The 16275-nt window shown below is 36.2% G+C and carries 16 protein-coding genes and 1 pseudogene; 13 read left to right on the top strand and 4 right to left on the bottom strand.

Annotated features, from left to right (window positions below; all coding sequences use genetic code 11):
* The first annotated feature begins 793 nt into the window (after positions 1-793).
* The 13 genes and pseudogenes from CG11_RS05415 to CG11_RS05475 all read left to right on the top strand — a co-directional run bounded on the left by CG11_RS05415 (position 794) and on the right by CG11_RS05475 (position 11510).
* Positions 794-1312, top strand: coding sequence for an OmpH family outer membrane protein (locus CG11_RS05415; RefSeq protein ID WP_052593919.1), 519 nt, complete (start codon positions 794-796; stop codon positions 1310-1312).
* A 445-nt stretch (positions 1313-1757) separates the two neighbouring features.
* Positions 1758-3392: a S41 family peptidase gene (locus tag CG11_RS05420; protein ID WP_052593921.1), complete on the top strand. Its 1635-nt coding sequence runs from the start codon at positions 1758-1760 to the stop codon at positions 3390-3392.
* A gap of 85 nt (positions 3393-3477) precedes the next feature.
* Positions 3478-5127: a S41 family peptidase gene (locus tag CG11_RS05425; protein ID WP_063833019.1), complete on the top strand. Its 1650-nt coding sequence runs from the start codon at positions 3478-3480 to the stop codon at positions 5125-5127.
* 66 nt (positions 5128-5193) lie between these two features.
* Positions 5194-5544 (top strand): hypothetical protein, encoded by a 351-nt coding sequence (locus tag CG11_RS05430; RefSeq protein ID WP_052593925.1) that lies wholly within the window; start codon positions 5194-5196, stop codon positions 5542-5544.
* Between the two features lie 77 nt (positions 5545-5621).
* On the top strand, positions 5622-6137 hold the full coding sequence (locus CG11_RS05435) for a GNAT family N-acetyltransferase (RefSeq protein ID WP_052593927.1): 516 nt from the start codon (positions 5622-5624) through the stop codon (positions 6135-6137).
* A 45-nt stretch (positions 6138-6182) separates the two neighbouring features.
* Positions 6183-6752, top strand: a complete 570-nt coding sequence (locus CG11_RS05440) for a DUF4199 domain-containing protein (RefSeq protein WP_052593929.1) — start codon at positions 6183-6185, stop codon at positions 6750-6752.
* Positions 6753-6886: 134 nt separating this feature from the next.
* Positions 6887-7450: a DUF4199 domain-containing protein gene (locus CG11_RS05445; RefSeq protein ID WP_052593931.1), complete on the top strand. Its 564-nt coding sequence runs from the start codon at positions 6887-6889 to the stop codon at positions 7448-7450.
* A gap of 38 nt (positions 7451-7488) precedes the next feature.
* Positions 7489-8439: pseudogene (locus CG11_RS05450) on the top strand (glycosyltransferase family 2 protein); the annotation flags it as partial.
* A gap of 106 nt (positions 8440-8545) precedes the next feature.
* On the top strand, positions 8546-8995 hold the full coding sequence (locus CG11_RS05455; RefSeq protein WP_052593933.1) for an RDD family protein: 450 nt from the start codon (positions 8546-8548) through the stop codon (positions 8993-8995).
* On the top strand, positions 8992-9450 hold the full coding sequence (locus tag CG11_RS05460) for an RDD family protein (protein WP_052593936.1): 459 nt from the start codon (positions 8992-8994) through the stop codon (positions 9448-9450). Before CG11_RS05455 ends, CG11_RS05460 begins: the two co-directional genes overlap by 4 nt.
* A 14-nt stretch (positions 9451-9464) precedes the next feature.
* Complete coding sequence (locus tag CG11_RS05465; RefSeq protein WP_052593937.1) at positions 9465-9938, top strand: RDD family protein; 474 nt, start codon at positions 9465-9467, stop codon at positions 9936-9938.
* Complete coding sequence (locus CG11_RS05470; RefSeq protein WP_052593939.1) at positions 9935-11080, top strand: glycosyltransferase; 1146 nt, start codon at positions 9935-9937, stop codon at positions 11078-11080. Before CG11_RS05465 ends, CG11_RS05470 begins: the two co-directional genes overlap by 4 nt.
* Positions 11081-11132: 52 nt before the next feature.
* Positions 11133-11510 carry a TerB family tellurite resistance protein gene (locus CG11_RS05475; RefSeq protein ID WP_052593942.1) on the top strand — a complete coding sequence of 126 codons (378 nt, stop codon included), beginning with the start codon at positions 11133-11135 and terminating at the stop codon, positions 11508-11510.
* Positions 11511-11578: 68 nt separating this feature from the next.
* Here the strand turns inward: CG11_RS05475 and CG11_RS05480 are convergent, their stop codons facing one another.
* The 4 genes from CG11_RS05480 to CG11_RS05495 form a co-directional block, all read right to left on the bottom strand.
* Entirely contained in the window at positions 11579-12991 is a 1413-nt protein-coding gene (locus CG11_RS05480) for a hypothetical protein (RefSeq protein ID WP_052593944.1), read from the bottom strand.
* 460 nt (positions 12992-13451) lie between these two features.
* Positions 13452-14303 (bottom strand): dTDP-4-dehydrorhamnose reductase, encoded by an 852-nt coding sequence (gene rfbD / locus CG11_RS05485; protein WP_052593945.1) that lies wholly within the window; start codon positions 14301-14303, stop codon positions 13452-13454.
* Positions 14304-14326: 23 nt separating this feature from the next.
* The gene (rfbC, locus tag CG11_RS05490) at positions 14327-14881 is read right to left on the bottom strand and encodes a dTDP-4-dehydrorhamnose 3,5-epimerase (protein WP_052593947.1); all 555 of its coding nucleotides are present in this window, start codon (positions 14879-14881) and stop codon (positions 14327-14329) included.
* Positions 14882-15211: 330 nt separating this feature from the next.
* Complete coding sequence (locus CG11_RS05495) at positions 15212-16186, bottom strand: hypothetical protein (protein WP_052593949.1); 975 nt, start codon at positions 16184-16186, stop codon at positions 15212-15214.
* Between the last annotated feature and the right edge of the window lie 89 nt (positions 16187-16275).

Here is a 16275-nt window from a genome sequence, read left to right on the forward strand (position 1 = left end):
AATAAAATGATAACCACTAGATAGGGGGCGACATAATGACCAAACTAGTGCGCTTACGTAACATAAGAACTAGTTGAGGATGTAATTAAATAGTGTAGTTAAGTATTTGTCTTTATTAATAGGTGTTTATTGTTGCCTGCAAATTTAATGGATCGTACTAATCGTAGCAAAACAGTTTTGAGTGTATTTTATAAGATTCAGCCTTGTTTTTGTTTTGTTTTTGTATTGATAGTTAGTTGGTTATGTGTGTTTGTTTTTTTGTTTTTTTAAATTTGTATTATTTTATAAGAAACTAGAAGGGAGAAAAAAATAACGGGATGAGTGTATGATGATGAGGAAGTTAGAGAAGATAAGTTTTGCTAAAAGATAAGATTTGAGCTATTTATAAAGCATTAAAAACAAGAGAGATTATCTAGTTATTTTATTGGTTTTTAGGGTTTTATATTTTAAAAGGTATTTTTTTTTAACTTAATTAGGGCAAATGCGCTTGAATCCGTACTTTTGCACACGAAAAAAACTATACTACAAACTGTTTGCTTACGTTAAATATAGTTAAAGTATCCTTTATAGATTTTGTTAGAACTCTCAAAAGGGGCTTTCAAGGGTTGAAATACTCATTGACTGTTACTGTCGTTCCAAAAATGGTACGCAATATGTATATATCAAATTGAAAGATACTTTATCCTTAAAATAAAATCAAAGAGGTAAGGAATTGAAATAAGCTGTTCGAGTTGGGACAGTTTGTGGATGACAACAGATTATAAATTACAAATTAAAATTAAAAAGAACCAAGATGAAGAATGTCTTAAATCTATTATCAGTTTTAACCGTGATTGCATTTATGGCATTGGGTACAACTGCCAATGCTCAAAAAATAGCTTATGTTGATTCTGACGCCATTGTTCCTGAAATGCCAGCATACAAACGTGCTAAATCAGAAGTAGAAGCTTATGGGAAGCAATTGCAAAAAGTGTTAGAAGGAAAACAAAAAGATGCTCAAAATTACTATCAAGAGATCATGGAGAAAGCACAACGTGGTGAATTGACTCCAAAGCAAGAGCAAGAAGCTCAAGCTAAATTGCAAAAAATGCAAGAAGATCTTCAAAAAGAAGCTGCTGATGCAGATCGTAAATTGGCAGAAAAAGAAGGTGAATTAACAGAGCCTCTTTATAAAGAATACAAAGCTGCTTTGGAAAAAGTTGCTAAAGAAAATCAATACAATTACATCTTAGATAAGAAAATGCTTTTGTATTCTGATGGTGGTATTGATGCTACAGAAAAAATCAAAACTGCTTTGGGAATTTCTTGGTAAGTTTTCAAAACGTTATAAGATATTTAAAACTATAGTCCCTTTTGTGAAAGGGACTATTTTTGTTTATATTAGATTCTATTCTCCAATACTTCATGGAAAAGTTGCTAAGCTTATTAAACTTGGTTGGTAAGCATATAGAATGATTAAAAAATTGTCGCTATATTTTGAATTTACTTTAGACTAAAACTAAAACGAAACAAGTAAAGCAATTCACTTCATGAAGTACTCATTCTGCAACTATATAAAAGCGTGTAATTAAACAATATTTCGTAGAAAAATCGTATCCATTTATTTGATGAACTTCGTTTCATGAGTGCTGTGCCGTTGTTTTCTTGTTGTTACGATAGCAAAGCGAGCTCATGACCGCAGCGAGTAACAAAGCGCTCACGAAGTACCACGCAGTAGCAGCGAAGCTAATCTACGAAGTACTAATTAAACTATATATATGAAAAAGTATCTCCAAACTAAATGGCTGTTACTCTTACTCATCGGTGGTGGTGTGGCATTGGCCACTAGTGGTCGATTTCTAAAAATTTCTCAAAGTATGGAGAATTTTGCGGCGGCCTATCGCATTATTAATAATCAATATGTCGATGAAACAGATCCCAACCAACTTATGCGAATCGGAATTGATAGCATGTTGGGGCACATGGATCCTTACACCAACTATTTTTCTGAAGCCCAAATGGTACAGGTGAAAATGGGGGTAAAAGGAGGATGGGATGGTATTGGTATTGAATTGACCAAGAATGATGAACAAATTGTGATCAAAGAATTGGTAGAGGATACTCCAGCGGAAGAGAATGACTTGAGGGTTGGAGATGTTTTGCTTAAAATAGATGGCACAGCATTGTTAAATCGAAAAATAGAGGATGTTTCTCAAACTCTACAGGGAAAAGCTGGTACCAAAGTGACGATAGAGGTAATGCGCCCTTCGACAGGTAAAGTAAGAGAGTTGACCATTGAACGTACTAAAGTAACGAAAAAAAATGTGCCTTACTATGGTATGTTGGATGATGAAACTGGTTATATCGTCTTGACAACATTCTCTCAAAGGGCTGGGGGAAATGTACAAGATGCTTTTAAAGCATTGCAGTCAGAGCACAACCCTAAACAGGTGATTCTTGATTTAAGAGACAATGGTGGTGGTTTTTTGATAGAGGCCGTAAATATTTGTAATATATTTTTAGACAAAGGGAATGAGATTGTTTACACCAAGGCCAAGATTCCTGAGTGGGATCGCTCTTTTAAGACTTTGAATGCACCGATTGATACTGAAATTCCGCTAATTGTGCTAATGAATGGTAGCTCTGCTTCTGCCTCAGAAATTGTAGCAGGGGCGTTGCAAGATTTGGATAGAGCGGTGTTGGTTGGTCGTAATTCATTTGGCAAAGGTCTGGTGCAAAATACAAAAGATATAGGGTATAGCTCTAAGGTCAAATTAACAACGGCAAAATACTATATTCCTAGTGGGCGTTGTGTGCAGGCATTAAATTATAAAGATGGAGTGTCTGTAAAAGTAGCTGATTCTCTGCGTCAAGAATTTGTTACTAAGAGTGGTCGAAAAGTGTACGATGGAAAAGGACTAGAGCCAGATTTTTTGGTCAAAGAGCCTGAAAAAAGTGTTTTGTTAAGTGCGCTTATCAAAGAAAATCTCATTTTTGATTATGCGAATAAATACCGAGACGAGCACGACTCTATTATTGCTGCTAAGGAGTTTAGTTTGTCAGAGGAGGCTTTTAATGATTTTGTCTTATATGCGACAGACAAATGGCTCAAGTATCAAACCAATACGGAAAAAGCATTGGACAAGCTAAAAGCGCAGGCTCAAAAAGAAGGAACTTATCAAGAGTTAGTAGCACAATTTGAGAAGACAGCAGCAAAAATTAAAGCAGAAAAGGCGAATAGTTTCCAAAAAAATAAACTGGAAGTAAAACAGTATTTAGAACAGGAAATTGTCGGTCGTTATTATTATATGACAGGGCAAGTAGAAAACCGTCTGGCTAGGGACAAAGATGTTGCTGAAGCTATCAAACTATTCAAAGATAAAGCACGTTTTGAAAAATTATTAAAACCTTAGCAGACTAGGCACTTAGTCACAAACCTTTCTGATTTTACGTTTTTAATTTGTAAACCTACCTTCCAATCGAAAATAATCTTGTTATATGAACTTGATACATCAATTTAAGAATAAAATAGTACTTAGTTTGATCATGGTATTTGGTCTGCTGGGAATTTCCACAGAACTCAATGATTTTGAAATTGCTAAAAATCTAGAAATTTTTTCTAACATTTATCGTGAGTTAAATACGTTTTATGTAGATGAGGTTGATCCAGAACATTTGATGGAAACGGGAGTAAATGCTATGTTGAATAGCTTGGACCCTTATACGACTTATATCCCCGCTGATGAGGTGGCACAGTTTCGTTCTACAATAACAGGCAAGTATGGAGGAGTAGGCGCTTCTATTCTAAAAGGAAAAGAGCATATTATTATCTCATTGCCTTATGAGAATGGTCCCGCCCAGAAAGCAGGATTAAAAGTAGGAGACAAAATGTTAGAGATCAATGGAAGAAGTGTTGTTGGTGCTAGTATGCGCGATATTAGCACTCAAATGAGAGGTGTACCTAATTCTGAAGTGACAATAAAAGTGGCTCGTGAAGGAGTTGCAAAGCCGTTGTCGTTTACACTAACGAGAGAGGAGATAAACGTAACCAATACTCCTTATTATGGAATGTTAGAAGATAATACCGCCTACATCGTTCTGAATTCTTTTTCAGAAAATGCGGGCAAGAATGTGGCAAATGCATTGACTACACTTAAGGAAAACCACGAGGTAAAAGGAGTCATTTTAGATTTGCGTGGTAATACAGGGGGGCTGTTGACAGAGGCGGTCAATGTCGCCAATGTATTTTTAGACAAAGGATCTATGGTGGTACAAATTAAAGGTCGAGACAAGGCTACACAGCAAGTATTTCGCACGTTAAACAACCCTATTGATAATGAAATACCTGTTTGTGTTTTGATCGATCGTTCTTCTGCTTCTGCATCAGAGATTGTAGCAGGGGCGATTCAAGATTTGGACAGGGGAGTTATTGTTGGGCAACGATCGTATGGAAAAGGTTTGGTTCAGAATACGAGAAATCTGAGTTTTGGTGCTAAGATTAAGTTAACAACAGCTCGTTACTATATTCCTAGTGGTCGTTGTATTCAAGCGTTGCGATATAAAAATGGAAAACCAGAACAGATACCCGATTCGCTCCAAGCTTCTTACGAAACAATGGGAGGACGCACCGTTTACGCTGGTGGAGGAATTAAGCCCGATGTGTTTGTCGATAATACTGCGTTTCTAAAAATTATGTCTACCTTAAACAAAGACTTATACTTGTTTGATTTTGCCGCAGCCTATGAATTGAAAAATAAAACCATTGCGAAGCCAAGTGAATTTGAATTGACAGACGAAGATTTTGAAGCATTTTTGATGTTTCTAAAAGAAAGAGGATATGTCTACAAAACAGAAACGGAAATGTTGTTGGAACAACTTGAAACAAAGGCAGAAAAAGAAGCTTATGCTCAAGTCTTAGCATCTGAATTGGAGGACATCAAAGAGGTGTTGTCTACTTCTGGAGAAGAAGAATTGAGGAAACAAAAAGGACGCTTGATGCACTTGTTACAACGTTATATTGTTACCCGTTATTATTACGAAAAAGGCTCTTTGGAAACAGGAGTGCGTTTGGATGAGGAAATTAAGGCGGCACAAACTATGTTGGCGGATAAAACAATTTATGAGCAAATTCTAACTCCTGCAAAATAGCAATTGTTTATGGGGGGGATGAGTGAAAATCAGACAGTATAGGACGGCACAATATTAGAAAACAAGATGGAGGAAGTACTTAATCAAAGACATTTCTTAGATGCACCAGTTTTTTTTGATGGATTAGAGCCCGTTGTTCTAGGATTTGGTGGTCCTATTGTTTTTTTGATAATATTTGTAGCTATCCATAGAACTAAACTTGCCAAAAGAGCTTTAATTTTGTTCGCCTTATTGCTGTATGTTTTTTCTGTTTTAACTGGAGCGGCATTGTTCGATGTGATTGGCAATAGACCTTCTGCTTTTGTTGCTGCATTTTGGGCTCCACTTGCGTATTGTGGTTTGGCAACGGTTTTGTTGCGTATCTTTTACAAACCTCCAGAAGTAGAGAATTCAGATTATGATCATCTAATTCATTGATGAAATGATAAGCATGAGGTCATTCACAGCATTGTGAATGGCTTTTATTATAATACCTATTGAATAGGAACAAAACGATGCTAGAAATAAAAAAAACAAATCTATCTCAGTTAAATGAGATAATCAACTTGTATAGAGCTTGTGGACAGAAAATGCTTGAACATGGATTTGACAACTGGGGAGATTTTTATCCACCTGTAGAGCTCATTCAACAAGACATTAAAAGAGAGGCGTCATTTTCATTGTTGGATGACGAACGATTGTTAGGCGTAATTGTTTTAGATGCAGTACAGCCGCAACAATATGATGCCGTTGATTGGCAGTATCCTAATGAAAGCTGTTTGGTTGTGCATCGTTTGGCAATAGCTGTCGATCAACAACGAAAAGGCTATGCTCAAAAATTGATGCTATTTGCCGAAGAATATGCTCAAAAAAATGCTTACACGGCTATTCGCTTGGACGCTTATAGTATAAATACAGGTCTCTTGAAATTTTATCGACAACTAGGCTATCAAAGCACTAAAGAAACTATATCTTTGGGGACAAAATGGAAACATCCTTTTATGTGTTTTGAAAAGAAGGTACTTGGGTAGCCAATAACATGGTTGCTTCAAGTTGCAAATGATTAAATTAATAGAATGACTAGAAGTACAAGATTAGGGGTGATGGCTGGATTTTTATCCATGATGTTTATCACCTTATTATATGTCATCGATCCAACGTTATTGGTTGATGGCTATGAGCGATTTACATTGTTATTGTTTGTGTTGACAGTAATTTATGCTATACAGCAAGAACGACAGACAACTTTAACCGTGCGAAGTATTGAAGATTTGAAGGAGGAACATCCCGAAAAAATAGACGATAGTGGTGATTTTGCTTCGTTTGGGGAGTTGTTACAAATTGGTTTTAGAACATATGCCATTGCTTATTTTATAAAATTTGCTTTTGTCTATTTCCTATTTAACTATTATGACCCGACTCTAATTGAACTGGTTCGAGATGCTAGTGTAGAGGTATATAAAAACTTCCAAGATTTTTCTAATGATACACAAGAAATCATTGAGCAAAAAATTGCAAAATATAGAGAAGGAGAATTTGGACCTAGCTTGCGTGATCCAATTGGGATTTTAATAGAATTGTTAATTGGGCTATTGGTTGCTTTTGTAACAGCTTTGTTTTTTAAACGAGATCGACCTGATTATTAAAATACTTGTTAGGAATTTTGGCAGCCCGAAAAAGCCTGCTACTATCAAAAGGTTATAAAGTTTAGTAATTAGCTGTGCGGCTAGCTAAGCTTGCGATTTCACGAAGTATTGAAAGTTTAAAGAGAATTAAAATTATGGATATAGTAAAACATGGATTAAAATTTGCCGCAGTTGGAGGGCTTTTGTACCTATTGGGAGTTTATTTAATTCATTTGGGAGGTTTGGATTTTACCTCCATTTCAGAGTGGTGGTTTCGAGGAATTTTGGTGTTTTTTGTTATCTTAAGTATTGTCCTTCGCAAAGGAAGCAACAATGGTTATTTAAGTTTTTTGGAAGGGTTCAAAATAGGAATGATAACTACTGCTTTTTTGGCAATTTTTATAGCTATTAGTACTTGGTTGTATTGTGATTATCTAAATCCAATGTATACGGATAATTATGAACAACAATATAGAACCATGCATTACGAAAAAATGATGCGTCGTTATATTGCTGAAACTTGGAATAGAGATACCATTACACCTGGGGCAATTGATACCATTCAGAGGGGGCTAGATTTGAATATAAACAACCATGTTGGATATTTATTTACGACAGGAGGGCAAGTACAGAGCAATTTTTTGTACAGCTTTTTTTGGGGGATTATGATTAGCTTTACAGTAGCTTTATTGGCTAGAAATGTAAAAGAGGAAGTTTGATGCAGTACCAGATTTATTAAAAACGAACCAAAATACAGATGAATCCAAATATATCAATCGTCATTCCATTATTAAATGAAAGCGAATCTTTGCCAGAACTAGAAGCTTGGATTCGGAGGGTGATGGAAGCGAATCATTTTTCTTATGAAGTCATTTTTATAGATGATGGAAGTACCGATAACTCATGGGAGGTAATAGAAGGGCTAAGGCGTTTAAATCCTAATGTTAAAGGTCTGAAGTTTCGTCGAAACTACGGTAAGTCGGCAGGGCTAAGTGAGGGATTTAAAGCAGCCATAGGAGATGTGGTGTTTACCATGGATGCAGATTTACAAGATTCTCCCGATGAATTGCCCGAAATGTATCGAATGGTGACGGAAGAAGGCTATGATTTGGTTTCGGGATGGAAACAAAAGCGTTTCGACTCGTTTATCAAAAACAATACCAGCAAAATTTATAATTGGACGACCCGAAAAATGTCTGGCATTCAATTGCATGGCTTTAATTGTGGATTAAAAGCTTATCGAAAAACTGTTGTTAAAAATATAGAAGTATACGGTGAAATGCATCGTTATATTCCTGTTATTGCTCATAATGCAGGTTTTACTAAAATCGGCGAAAAAGCAGTCAAACATCAAGCTAGAGTACATGGTGAGACTAAGTTTGGACCAGCTCGTTTCATCAGAGGACCATTAGATTTGCTTTCAATTATGTTTGTTGGTCGTTTTGGGAAGCGTCCCATGCATTTATTTGGTCTTTGGGGAGGTATTTTATTTGCACTAGGATTTGTTTCGGCAGCAATTATAGGTTTTACCAAATTGTATTATTTGGGACAAGGTGCTCCAATGCCTCTAGTGACCAATTCGCCTTATTTTTATATTGCCTTGACTTGTATGATTATGGGAACCCAGTTGTTTTTGACTGGCTTCTTAGCTGAATTGGTTGCTCGAAATGCACCGACAAGAAACCAATATGGCGTTGATCAATTTCTTGGATTGGATAAACACAAAACGATGGGAAAGGTCAATTTAGACGTGCTAGAAGCTCTTTTGGAAAAGCAAAGAACTTTAATACAGGAAGATTTGAAAAAATAAATAAATGGAAGGAGATGAATTGTTAGATGATAATCAAACTTCTTTGTTTGAAAACCAAATGGTTCATGCTTCTTTTAAACAACGATTGTTGGCAATGGGAATTGATGTATTCCTATTAATGAGTGTGTATGTTTTGTTTAGTGATTTGATCTTGATAATGACCGAATCCTCTTTTTTGTACCAATACTTACAGTTGCTATCTTATCTTGGTATTGCTTGTTACTTTGCGATAGGAGAGAGTAGTCTACGGCAAGGGACGATTGGCAAGCAATGGATTGGAATAAAAGTAGTCGGTCATCAAAAACATCGAATAGGATTTGGGCATGCTTTGGCAAGATTTGTTGTCAAACTGTCGTTAAGTCCGATTTTATTAGTGCTTCTACTAACCAATAAGACTCAAAATTATGGGGGCATTCTAGGAACGTATGTAATAGAGCATAAAAATCAAAAATGAATACGGAATTACTAGACGACTTAGACTATTTAGAAGAAGCATCCAAAACGCAAATTTATATTGGCTTTTGGACACGCTTAGGAGCTGCTCTTTTAGATTTAATCATACTTTCAATTATACACTCATTTTGGAGTGCTATCCTTGGAATGGTAGGTCTTGTAATACCAACGATTATTAATGAAGTAGACTATTTTGGAACTGCAGCAATTTCTTTTTTATATTTTCCACTGATGGAGTCTAGCAAGTGGCAAGCATCTATTGGCAAGCAAATTTTTGGAATAAAAGTAGTTGATTCAAAAGGAGAAGGCTTGAATTTTGGACAGGCATTGCTTCGACTTTTGGCAAAAGGGTTGTCTTGTAGCATTGCTTATCTTGGTTTTGTTATGATTGCTTTTACAAGCAAAAAAAGAGGCTTGCACGATTTAATTGTAGATACTTATGTTGTGGAGCGATAAAGAAGGTAATTTTTATGAGTGATGAGTTATTGGATGAATGGTCGGTAAATCATACTTTGCCCAAAGAAGAAGCACAATTGATTTCTGTGGGAGCAACATTGCGTATGATTGCTTTCTTTTTTGATTTAATAGTAATCATCATTATTAGTGTATTTATTGCTGGTTTGGATAGTATTATTAGCCTAATTTTGCCTAGCAGCAGTGCGCTTTTAATTCATGAAATTTTGTATTATGGAAGCCTATTGCTTTATTATCCTTTATTTGAATCAAGTAAATTACAGGCATCCGTTGGAAAATTTATCGTTTCTATAAAAGTGGTTAATAAAAAAGGAGAACGGATGACTTTGTTAAGAGCATTGGGACGCCTAGGAGCTAGTATAGTTGCAACCATAACGTTTTTGGGTTTATGGATGATTGTATTTACCGATAAACGAGGTATGAATGATATTATTAGCGAGACCTATGTTGTTAAAAATGAAAAAAAATGAAAATAGTTATTATAGGTCCAGCACATCCTTTGCGTGGAGGACTGGCAGAGTTCAATGAGCGGATTGCAAGAGAGTTTATAGAGATGGGTGACGACGTACACATCGTGACGTTTAGTTTGCAGTATCCTAATTTCCTTTTTCCTGGCAAAACACAATACTCAGAAGAACCTCAACCTGTTGATTTGGATATTGACGTTGCTATGAATTCCGTGAATCCTTTTAACTGGCTGGCTGTTGGCAATAAAATCAGAAAGATGCAACCAGATTTGGTAGTCTGTCGATTTTGGTTGCCTTTTATGGGACCTTGCTTGGGAACGATACTAAGACAGATAAAAAAGAACCGACACACTAAAATTGTCTCTATTATTGATAATATAATTCCACACGAAAAACGAATTGGAGACAAGACCTTTGCGAAGTATTTTGTCAAACCCGTAGATGGTTTTGTGGTGATGTCTCGTTCTGTAGAAGCCGAGTTGCAAGCATTTATTACCCAACAACAAAAGGTAGTATATATTCCACACCCTATCTACGATAGTTACGGAGCGCATTGGGATAAAAAAACGGCTTGTGTGGCGTTGAACATTCCTTTTGAACAGCCTTATTTGTTGTTTTTCGGATTTATTAGAAAATACAAAGGACTGGATATCTTATTAGAGGCAATGGGGGATCCTAGGATTCGAAATTTAGGCGTCCGATTAATTGTGGCGGGAGAGTTTTATGATAGTGAAGCGGTTTATCGAGAATTAATAGAAAAGCACAATCTACACGATTTACTAATTTTGCGAACAGATTATATTCCTAAAGATGAAGTAGGCGCATATTTTGGAGCCGCAGATATGGTGGTTCAGCCGTATAGAACGGCTACTCAGAGCGGTATTTCTCAACTAGCTTATCATTTTGAAGTCCCTATGTTGGTGACCAAAGTAGGAGGTTTGCCAGAAGTCGTCGAACACAATAAGGTAGGTTATGTCGTCGCTCCTAATAATGCAACGGAAGTCGCAGATGGCATTGTTAATTTTTATCAAAATAACCGAGCTGCTGAATTCAGAAAAGGGGTGCAAGCACGCAAAGCCGATTTCTCCTGGGCAAGTTTGATCAATGGAATAAAAGCGTTGATGTCGCCTAGCAATGACAAATAGTTTTATAATAAGATAGGATTATACCAATACCCAATCATTAAATAAAATAGAAATGGAACACAATCACGAAAAATTATACGAAGCATTTGGAGAACTACTTTATGTCGTAGCAATGGCAGATGGTTTGATTCAAGAAGAAGAAATTAGTGCCTTAGAAAACGTTTTAGCAGAACATCCTTGGGCAGCAGACATTAAATGGTCTTTTAATTATGAGCGTAAAAAACAGCGCCCAATAGACGAAATATATGCCAAAGTACTCGACTATTGTACCTATGCTGGTCCTAATCCAGAGTATCAGAATATGATTGACGTAATGGAGGCGATGGCAAAAGCTAGTAATGGGATAGATGAAGAAGAACAGGAAGTAATGGAAGGATTTACCACTACATTGATTCAAAAATTTAAAGCGGATATAGAAGGCATTCGATAACAAGCGAACAACTTGAACTTCTAATGCTACTATTTGGAGCATAGAGGTTCAAGTTGTTCTACGATTGATTATTCATCAGCTCCTTTGTCTAGGTCTAAGTCCATTTGCTTTTTTAAATCATCCAAAGGATTGGGTTTTTCAATAACAGAGGTAGGAGGTGAGGAAGGATTGGTGTTGTTTGTATTGGCATTGTTAGTAGAACCTGTATCCTGATGATGGGCATCCGAGGTTACCACGGTAGTAGCAGGCTGTGTTGTTACTACTGTTGTCGCAGGTTGTTGTGCTGCCATCATATATACAGGTTGTACGTTATTCTTAATATCATCGCTGTTGGTGGAATTGAATAAGCTAGAGATAATTCCTTGAATGCTAGACATAATGTCAAAAGTGAAGGTGTCGCTATAACCAACAAAAAAAGCAACCAATAATGGCAATAAATCGTTTTGACTTTTGCCTGTTAAGACCAAACTAAACAACGCTAAATAAATCGCTGCTCCCATAACTATTCCCAAGACAGGGCGAATGATAACCCATTTTAGAGGATCTCCAAAGTTGTAAATAGGCTCTTTGTAAAATTGTGTTAGCATGGCTGCGAAACTCCCAATAAAACTCCAAATACACACACCTAAAGGAATGCCTAATAATGGATAATCTTTAATACTTTTCCAGCTGACTTCCATTTTATATAAGGTAAACAGTAGAATGATAAAAGCCAATAAGATAAGTGCCATTCCAACCAAGAAACTTCTTTGAGTCCTTTTAGCCCGCTCTTCATCTTCCTTTTTTAAGGCAAGGATGCGTTTCTCACTTTCTTTCATCTCGTTAAAGATGCTAATCATATAAACCGCAGAACTAATGGAGGCTTTGGCATTGTCATCGTTATCATCCGCATTATTTTTTTTATCTTCTAAGATCATCTTTTGTTCAGAAGCTTTGATCTGGTTGAGTTCTACTTCTGCTTGATCATAAAATTCTTTAAATCCAATTTTATTGACAATAACCGTAATTTGCTCATCCATTTGCATGGCTTTGTCTGTGATTTCGGGAAAAATAGCATCGATTCTTACTCGATCAAAAGCAAGTTTATCTGTAATAATTTGTAGTTCGGTGACCGTACTTTGAGTAATATTGCCACGTTCCAACTCGTTGAGTTCTTCCAAGAGTTGATTGTATTCATCTGCTTTGTTTAGATACTCTTTTTGGTAGGGTAATTCAGCACTTTTAGCATTCATCAAAGCTTTGTGCAAATGACGCAAGTTGGATAAGTTTTCTCGAATGTCTTTTATCAATGCATTGGCACGGGTTTCCACATTGGCATCACGCCCAGGTACTGAAGTTTTGCTCCAATTTAGACTCTTTTTGAGAACAGGCTTAGGTGTTTTGGTTTGCTGCACATTCACAGCAGGAGTCACTTGTTGGAGTATAATGGGTTGTTGCACTTGCTGCATTTGTTGTAGTCTGTTGGGATTGTTCGTAGGCATTGTTTGTGGTTATTAATGGTTTGGTAAATGGACAAAAAAGGAGATTGGCTTTTATCAACGACTATTCAAGTTAATAAAAAAGAGAATGTATAGCAATAGTAACCCACTAATTTTTTGTTTTATTTTGATACTTTGAGAACGGATGACGTTCTATGATAGTCCAAAAAGGCAGTTGTTATAGCCGAATAGAAGAGAACCAGAGAGGAGTGAGGACTAGGTTTTATAAATCCACGAAGCATTGTAATCTATAAAACCTAGGTTATAAGTAATCGTTCAGAAAAACTATACGAAAAACAACCTGCTTTTTGCGCTACTCTTCATCGAAACATCTTGCTTTAGCCCGCTACTACGAAGTAGCACCGCAGGTAAAGCTGCACTGTTCCTCATCAATTAGCACTAAAAATAAGCCTATTTTTTAGCTATATTTTTCTGCCCACTTACTTAGCAGAAATGGGTAGAATTATAACAATTCTAAGCAAGCTTTTAAACTCTCTCTCCAATAGGGAATCTCTAATCCAAAAGTTGCTTTTATTTTGCCTTTGTTCAATAAGCTAAAATGAGGTCGTTGTGCAGGAGTTGGATAATCTTTGGTTTCGATAGGATTTACTTGACAATCAATTTTTTCTAATTCAAAAATCGCTGTTGCAAAATCAAACCAAGAGCAAACGCCTTCATTACTATAATGATAAATCCCTGTAAATTCCTTAGGATTTTGGTTGATAATGTCCAACATGGCTTTGGCCAAATCTCTAGCATAAGTAGGGCTGCCAATTTGGTCAAAGATAATTCCTAATTGATCTCTATCATTTCCCAAGCGAATCATCGTTTTGACAAAGTTGTTCCCAAAGGAGGAATAAACCCAAGATGTGCGCAAGATCAATGTTTCAGTATGATTGCCTAAGGCTAATTTTTCGCCTTCCAATTTGGTACGACCGTACACACTTTTGGGGCTTGTTACATCTTGCTCCTTGAAAGGAGTATTTTGATGATTATGATAGACATAATCGGTAGAAATTTGAAACAATCTTGTAGCGTGTTTTTTGCAGGCGGTAGCTAAATTTTTAGCCCCCATTGCATTAACAAGATAAGCCGTTTCAGTATCGGATTCTGCTTGGTCAACAGCTGTATAAGCAGCACAATTGATACAGTAATCAAAATTATGGGTATCAAAGAAAGCATGAACAGCTTCTTCATGACCAATATCCAAGTCTTTTTTATCTACAAATATAAAGGAGAATTGAGGATAAGCATCTGCTAATGCCTGCAATTCACTCCCAACCTGCCCATTGGAGCCTGTTACTAGAATATTCATGTTTGTTATTTTATATCAACGTATTAAAAAGTGAAACTTCCTCGATGTTGTCCAAGTACAGGCAGTACCAAATCTTTTTCAGACAATTGTGCTTTGCTTAAATCAATTTTCCAATCAATATTTAGTTGAGGGTCATTATAAATCAAACCACCTTCACTTTCTTTGTTGTAAAAATTATCACATTTGTAAAAAAACTCTGCTGTTTCAGATAGAACAACATAACCATGTGCAAAACCTCTTGGAACAAAAAGTTGCTTTTTATTTTCAGCACTCAATTCTATAGCATAAGATTTGCCATAGGTAGGAGAGCCTTCTCGCAAATCGACAACAACATCTAAGACCGCACCTTCAATCACTCGAACTAATTTGGCTTGAGCGTGTTCGCCTAGTTGATAATGCAACCCTCTCAAAACGCCATAGGTTGATCTAGCTTGGTTATCCTGAACAAAGATGGCGTCAATTCCTCCTTCTTTAAAATGGTTGGCGTTGTAGCTTTCGTAAAAATATCCCCTATGGTCTCCAAAAACTTTTGGTTCAAAAACAATAAGTCCAGGAAAATCGGTTGTGATAAATGGCATAGTTTATTTGCTGATTTTTTATCAGTGCTATGAGACAAAAAAGGTTCTGGATAGCATCTGTTAACAATAAATTTTCTCTTTGAGCGTAAAAATAAAAAAATATGAGAAAGCACAAGGAGTTATTGAATGAATACTCTATTGATTTTTTACGTTGTTACTTTGTGCGTCTTTGTTACTTGCTGTGCTGCGTGATCGGGTTGGGTTCATAGAAAAACATAAAAAAGCATCTTGTATTCGTTTAACTACGTTGCTACTAGGTGGTACTACGTGGGTGCTTAAACCACGGAGCAGCAGCAGAGCAACTAACTATTGTTATAAACAAAATGCTATTTATTGTTCAAAGCAAGGAAATTGATCCATCAAGAAATCTAAATAAAACACATCGTAGCTTTGAAAACCTTTTTGGAAAGAAATCTTGACTTGATCAATTTCAGCTTTTTGAAGCTGCTTTAAATCGCTCTTATTGATAGCAAAGCTACATTGATAAAAGGTGACATTATCAACTACTTGTGGCGCTGCGCCTGGATAGGTCATTAAAAAATATTCTTTTCCTTCCATCGTTCGCAAGACCATAGCAGAATTAGCTTTGATAGCGCCAAATTTTAGTTTTGCTTCTCTACTAGCCACATACAAATTAATGTTCAAAGCCATTCCTCCTTCAGAGCTTTGACTCAAAAAACCTTCACAACGGATAAAATCCCCTTCTTGAATGAATTTTCTATATTCGTCGGGAGTGTATGTAAAAAACGGACGGGCATCTAGACCTCTTTTTTGTACTCCTGTAAACTCATCAATAACATCAAAAGCAAATCGACAGTTTTCGGCACTTTCTGGATGTATTTTATTTTCTGTTGTAATCGTTGGCGTTTTGGCTAATAACTTAATTTCTTCTTCCGAGCTTAGTTTTTGCTGTGGACGTTTCTTTTTAGAATTATTGCTAGAAGGCGTTTTACTAGTATCAACTTGGCTAACAACTGTCGGAGACTTTTTCTTTTTGTTGCTTTTCTTAGCTTTGGCAGCGGTTACACGTTTTGATGGGGTTGTTTTTTTTGAAGCAGATTTGTTATTTTTTATAACAACTTGTTGACTACTATTTTTTTGAGCTTTTGCTGCTTTTTTTCTTTTTTTTGGATTTTCTAATTCCTTTATTTTAACCACTCCTTTGTTGCCAATGGGTGGAGTAGAATCTTGCTGTATAGGAATCAAAAAAGTAGGGTTGGATGGTTCTTGTTCTGAAACGGTAGCAGTAGGTAGAGGGCGAAAGATAAAAGATAGTATCCCAAATATTAAAATGAAAAAACTCATATAGTCGATTAATTGTATTAAAGAGTATGTCTAAATGTTGAATTTTGGCTACGAACGTTTTTAGATAGGTATAAATAGTTGCACCGAGA

Source organism: Aureispira sp. CCB-QB1 (assembly GCF_000724545.1).
Taxonomy (GTDB): Bacteria; Bacteroidota; Bacteroidia; order Chitinophagales; family Saprospiraceae; genus Aureispira.

What these genes read in the sequence shown, in the direction of transcription:
- CG11_RS05455 (WP_052593933.1), top strand. Translation starts at nt 8,546, where the DNA reads ATGGAAGGAGATGAATTGTTAGATGATAATCAAACTTCTTTGTTTGAA.
- CG11_RS05475 (WP_052593942.1), top strand. Translation starts at nt 11,133, where the DNA reads ATGGAACACAATCACGAAAAATTATACGAAGCATTTGGAGAACTACTT.
- rfbC (WP_052593947.1), bottom strand. Translation starts at nt 14,881, where the DNA reads ATGCCATTTATCACAACCGATTTTCCTGGACTTATTGTTTTTGAACCA.
- CG11_RS05440 (WP_052593929.1), top strand. Translation starts at nt 6,183, where the DNA reads ATGACTAGAAGTACAAGATTAGGGGTGATGGCTGGATTTTTATCCATG.
- CG11_RS05465 (WP_052593937.1), top strand. Translation starts at nt 9,465, where the DNA reads ATGAGTGATGAGTTATTGGATGAATGGTCGGTAAATCATACTTTGCCC.
- CG11_RS05460 (WP_052593936.1), top strand. Translation starts at nt 8,992, where the DNA reads ATGAATACGGAATTACTAGACGACTTAGACTATTTAGAAGAAGCATCC.
- CG11_RS05425 (WP_063833019.1), top strand. Translation starts at nt 3,478, where the DNA reads ATGAACTTGATACATCAATTTAAGAATAAAATAGTACTTAGTTTGATC.
- rfbD (WP_052593945.1), bottom strand. Translation starts at nt 14,303, where the DNA reads ATGAATATTCTAGTAACAGGCTCCAATGGGCAGGTTGGGAGTGAATTG.
- CG11_RS05470 (WP_052593939.1), top strand. Translation starts at nt 9,935, where the DNA reads ATGAAAATAGTTATTATAGGTCCAGCACATCCTTTGCGTGGAGGACTG.
- CG11_RS05420 (WP_052593921.1), top strand. Translation starts at nt 1,758, where the DNA reads ATGAAAAAGTATCTCCAAACTAAATGGCTGTTACTCTTACTCATCGGT.
- CG11_RS05435 (WP_052593927.1), top strand. Translation starts at nt 5,622, where the DNA reads ATGCTAGAAATAAAAAAAACAAATCTATCTCAGTTAAATGAGATAATC.
- CG11_RS05495 (WP_052593949.1), bottom strand. Translation starts at nt 16,186, where the DNA reads ATGAGTTTTTTCATTTTAATATTTGGGATACTATCTTTTATCTTTCGC.
- CG11_RS05445 (WP_052593931.1), top strand. Translation starts at nt 6,887, where the DNA reads ATGGATATAGTAAAACATGGATTAAAATTTGCCGCAGTTGGAGGGCTT.
- CG11_RS05415 (WP_052593919.1), top strand. Translation starts at nt 794, where the DNA reads ATGAAGAATGTCTTAAATCTATTATCAGTTTTAACCGTGATTGCATTT.
- CG11_RS05480 (WP_052593944.1), bottom strand. Translation starts at nt 12,991, where the DNA reads ATGCCTACGAACAATCCCAACAGACTACAACAAATGCAGCAAGTGCAA.
- CG11_RS05430 (WP_052593925.1), top strand. Translation starts at nt 5,194, where the DNA reads ATGGAGGAAGTACTTAATCAAAGACATTTCTTAGATGCACCAGTTTTT.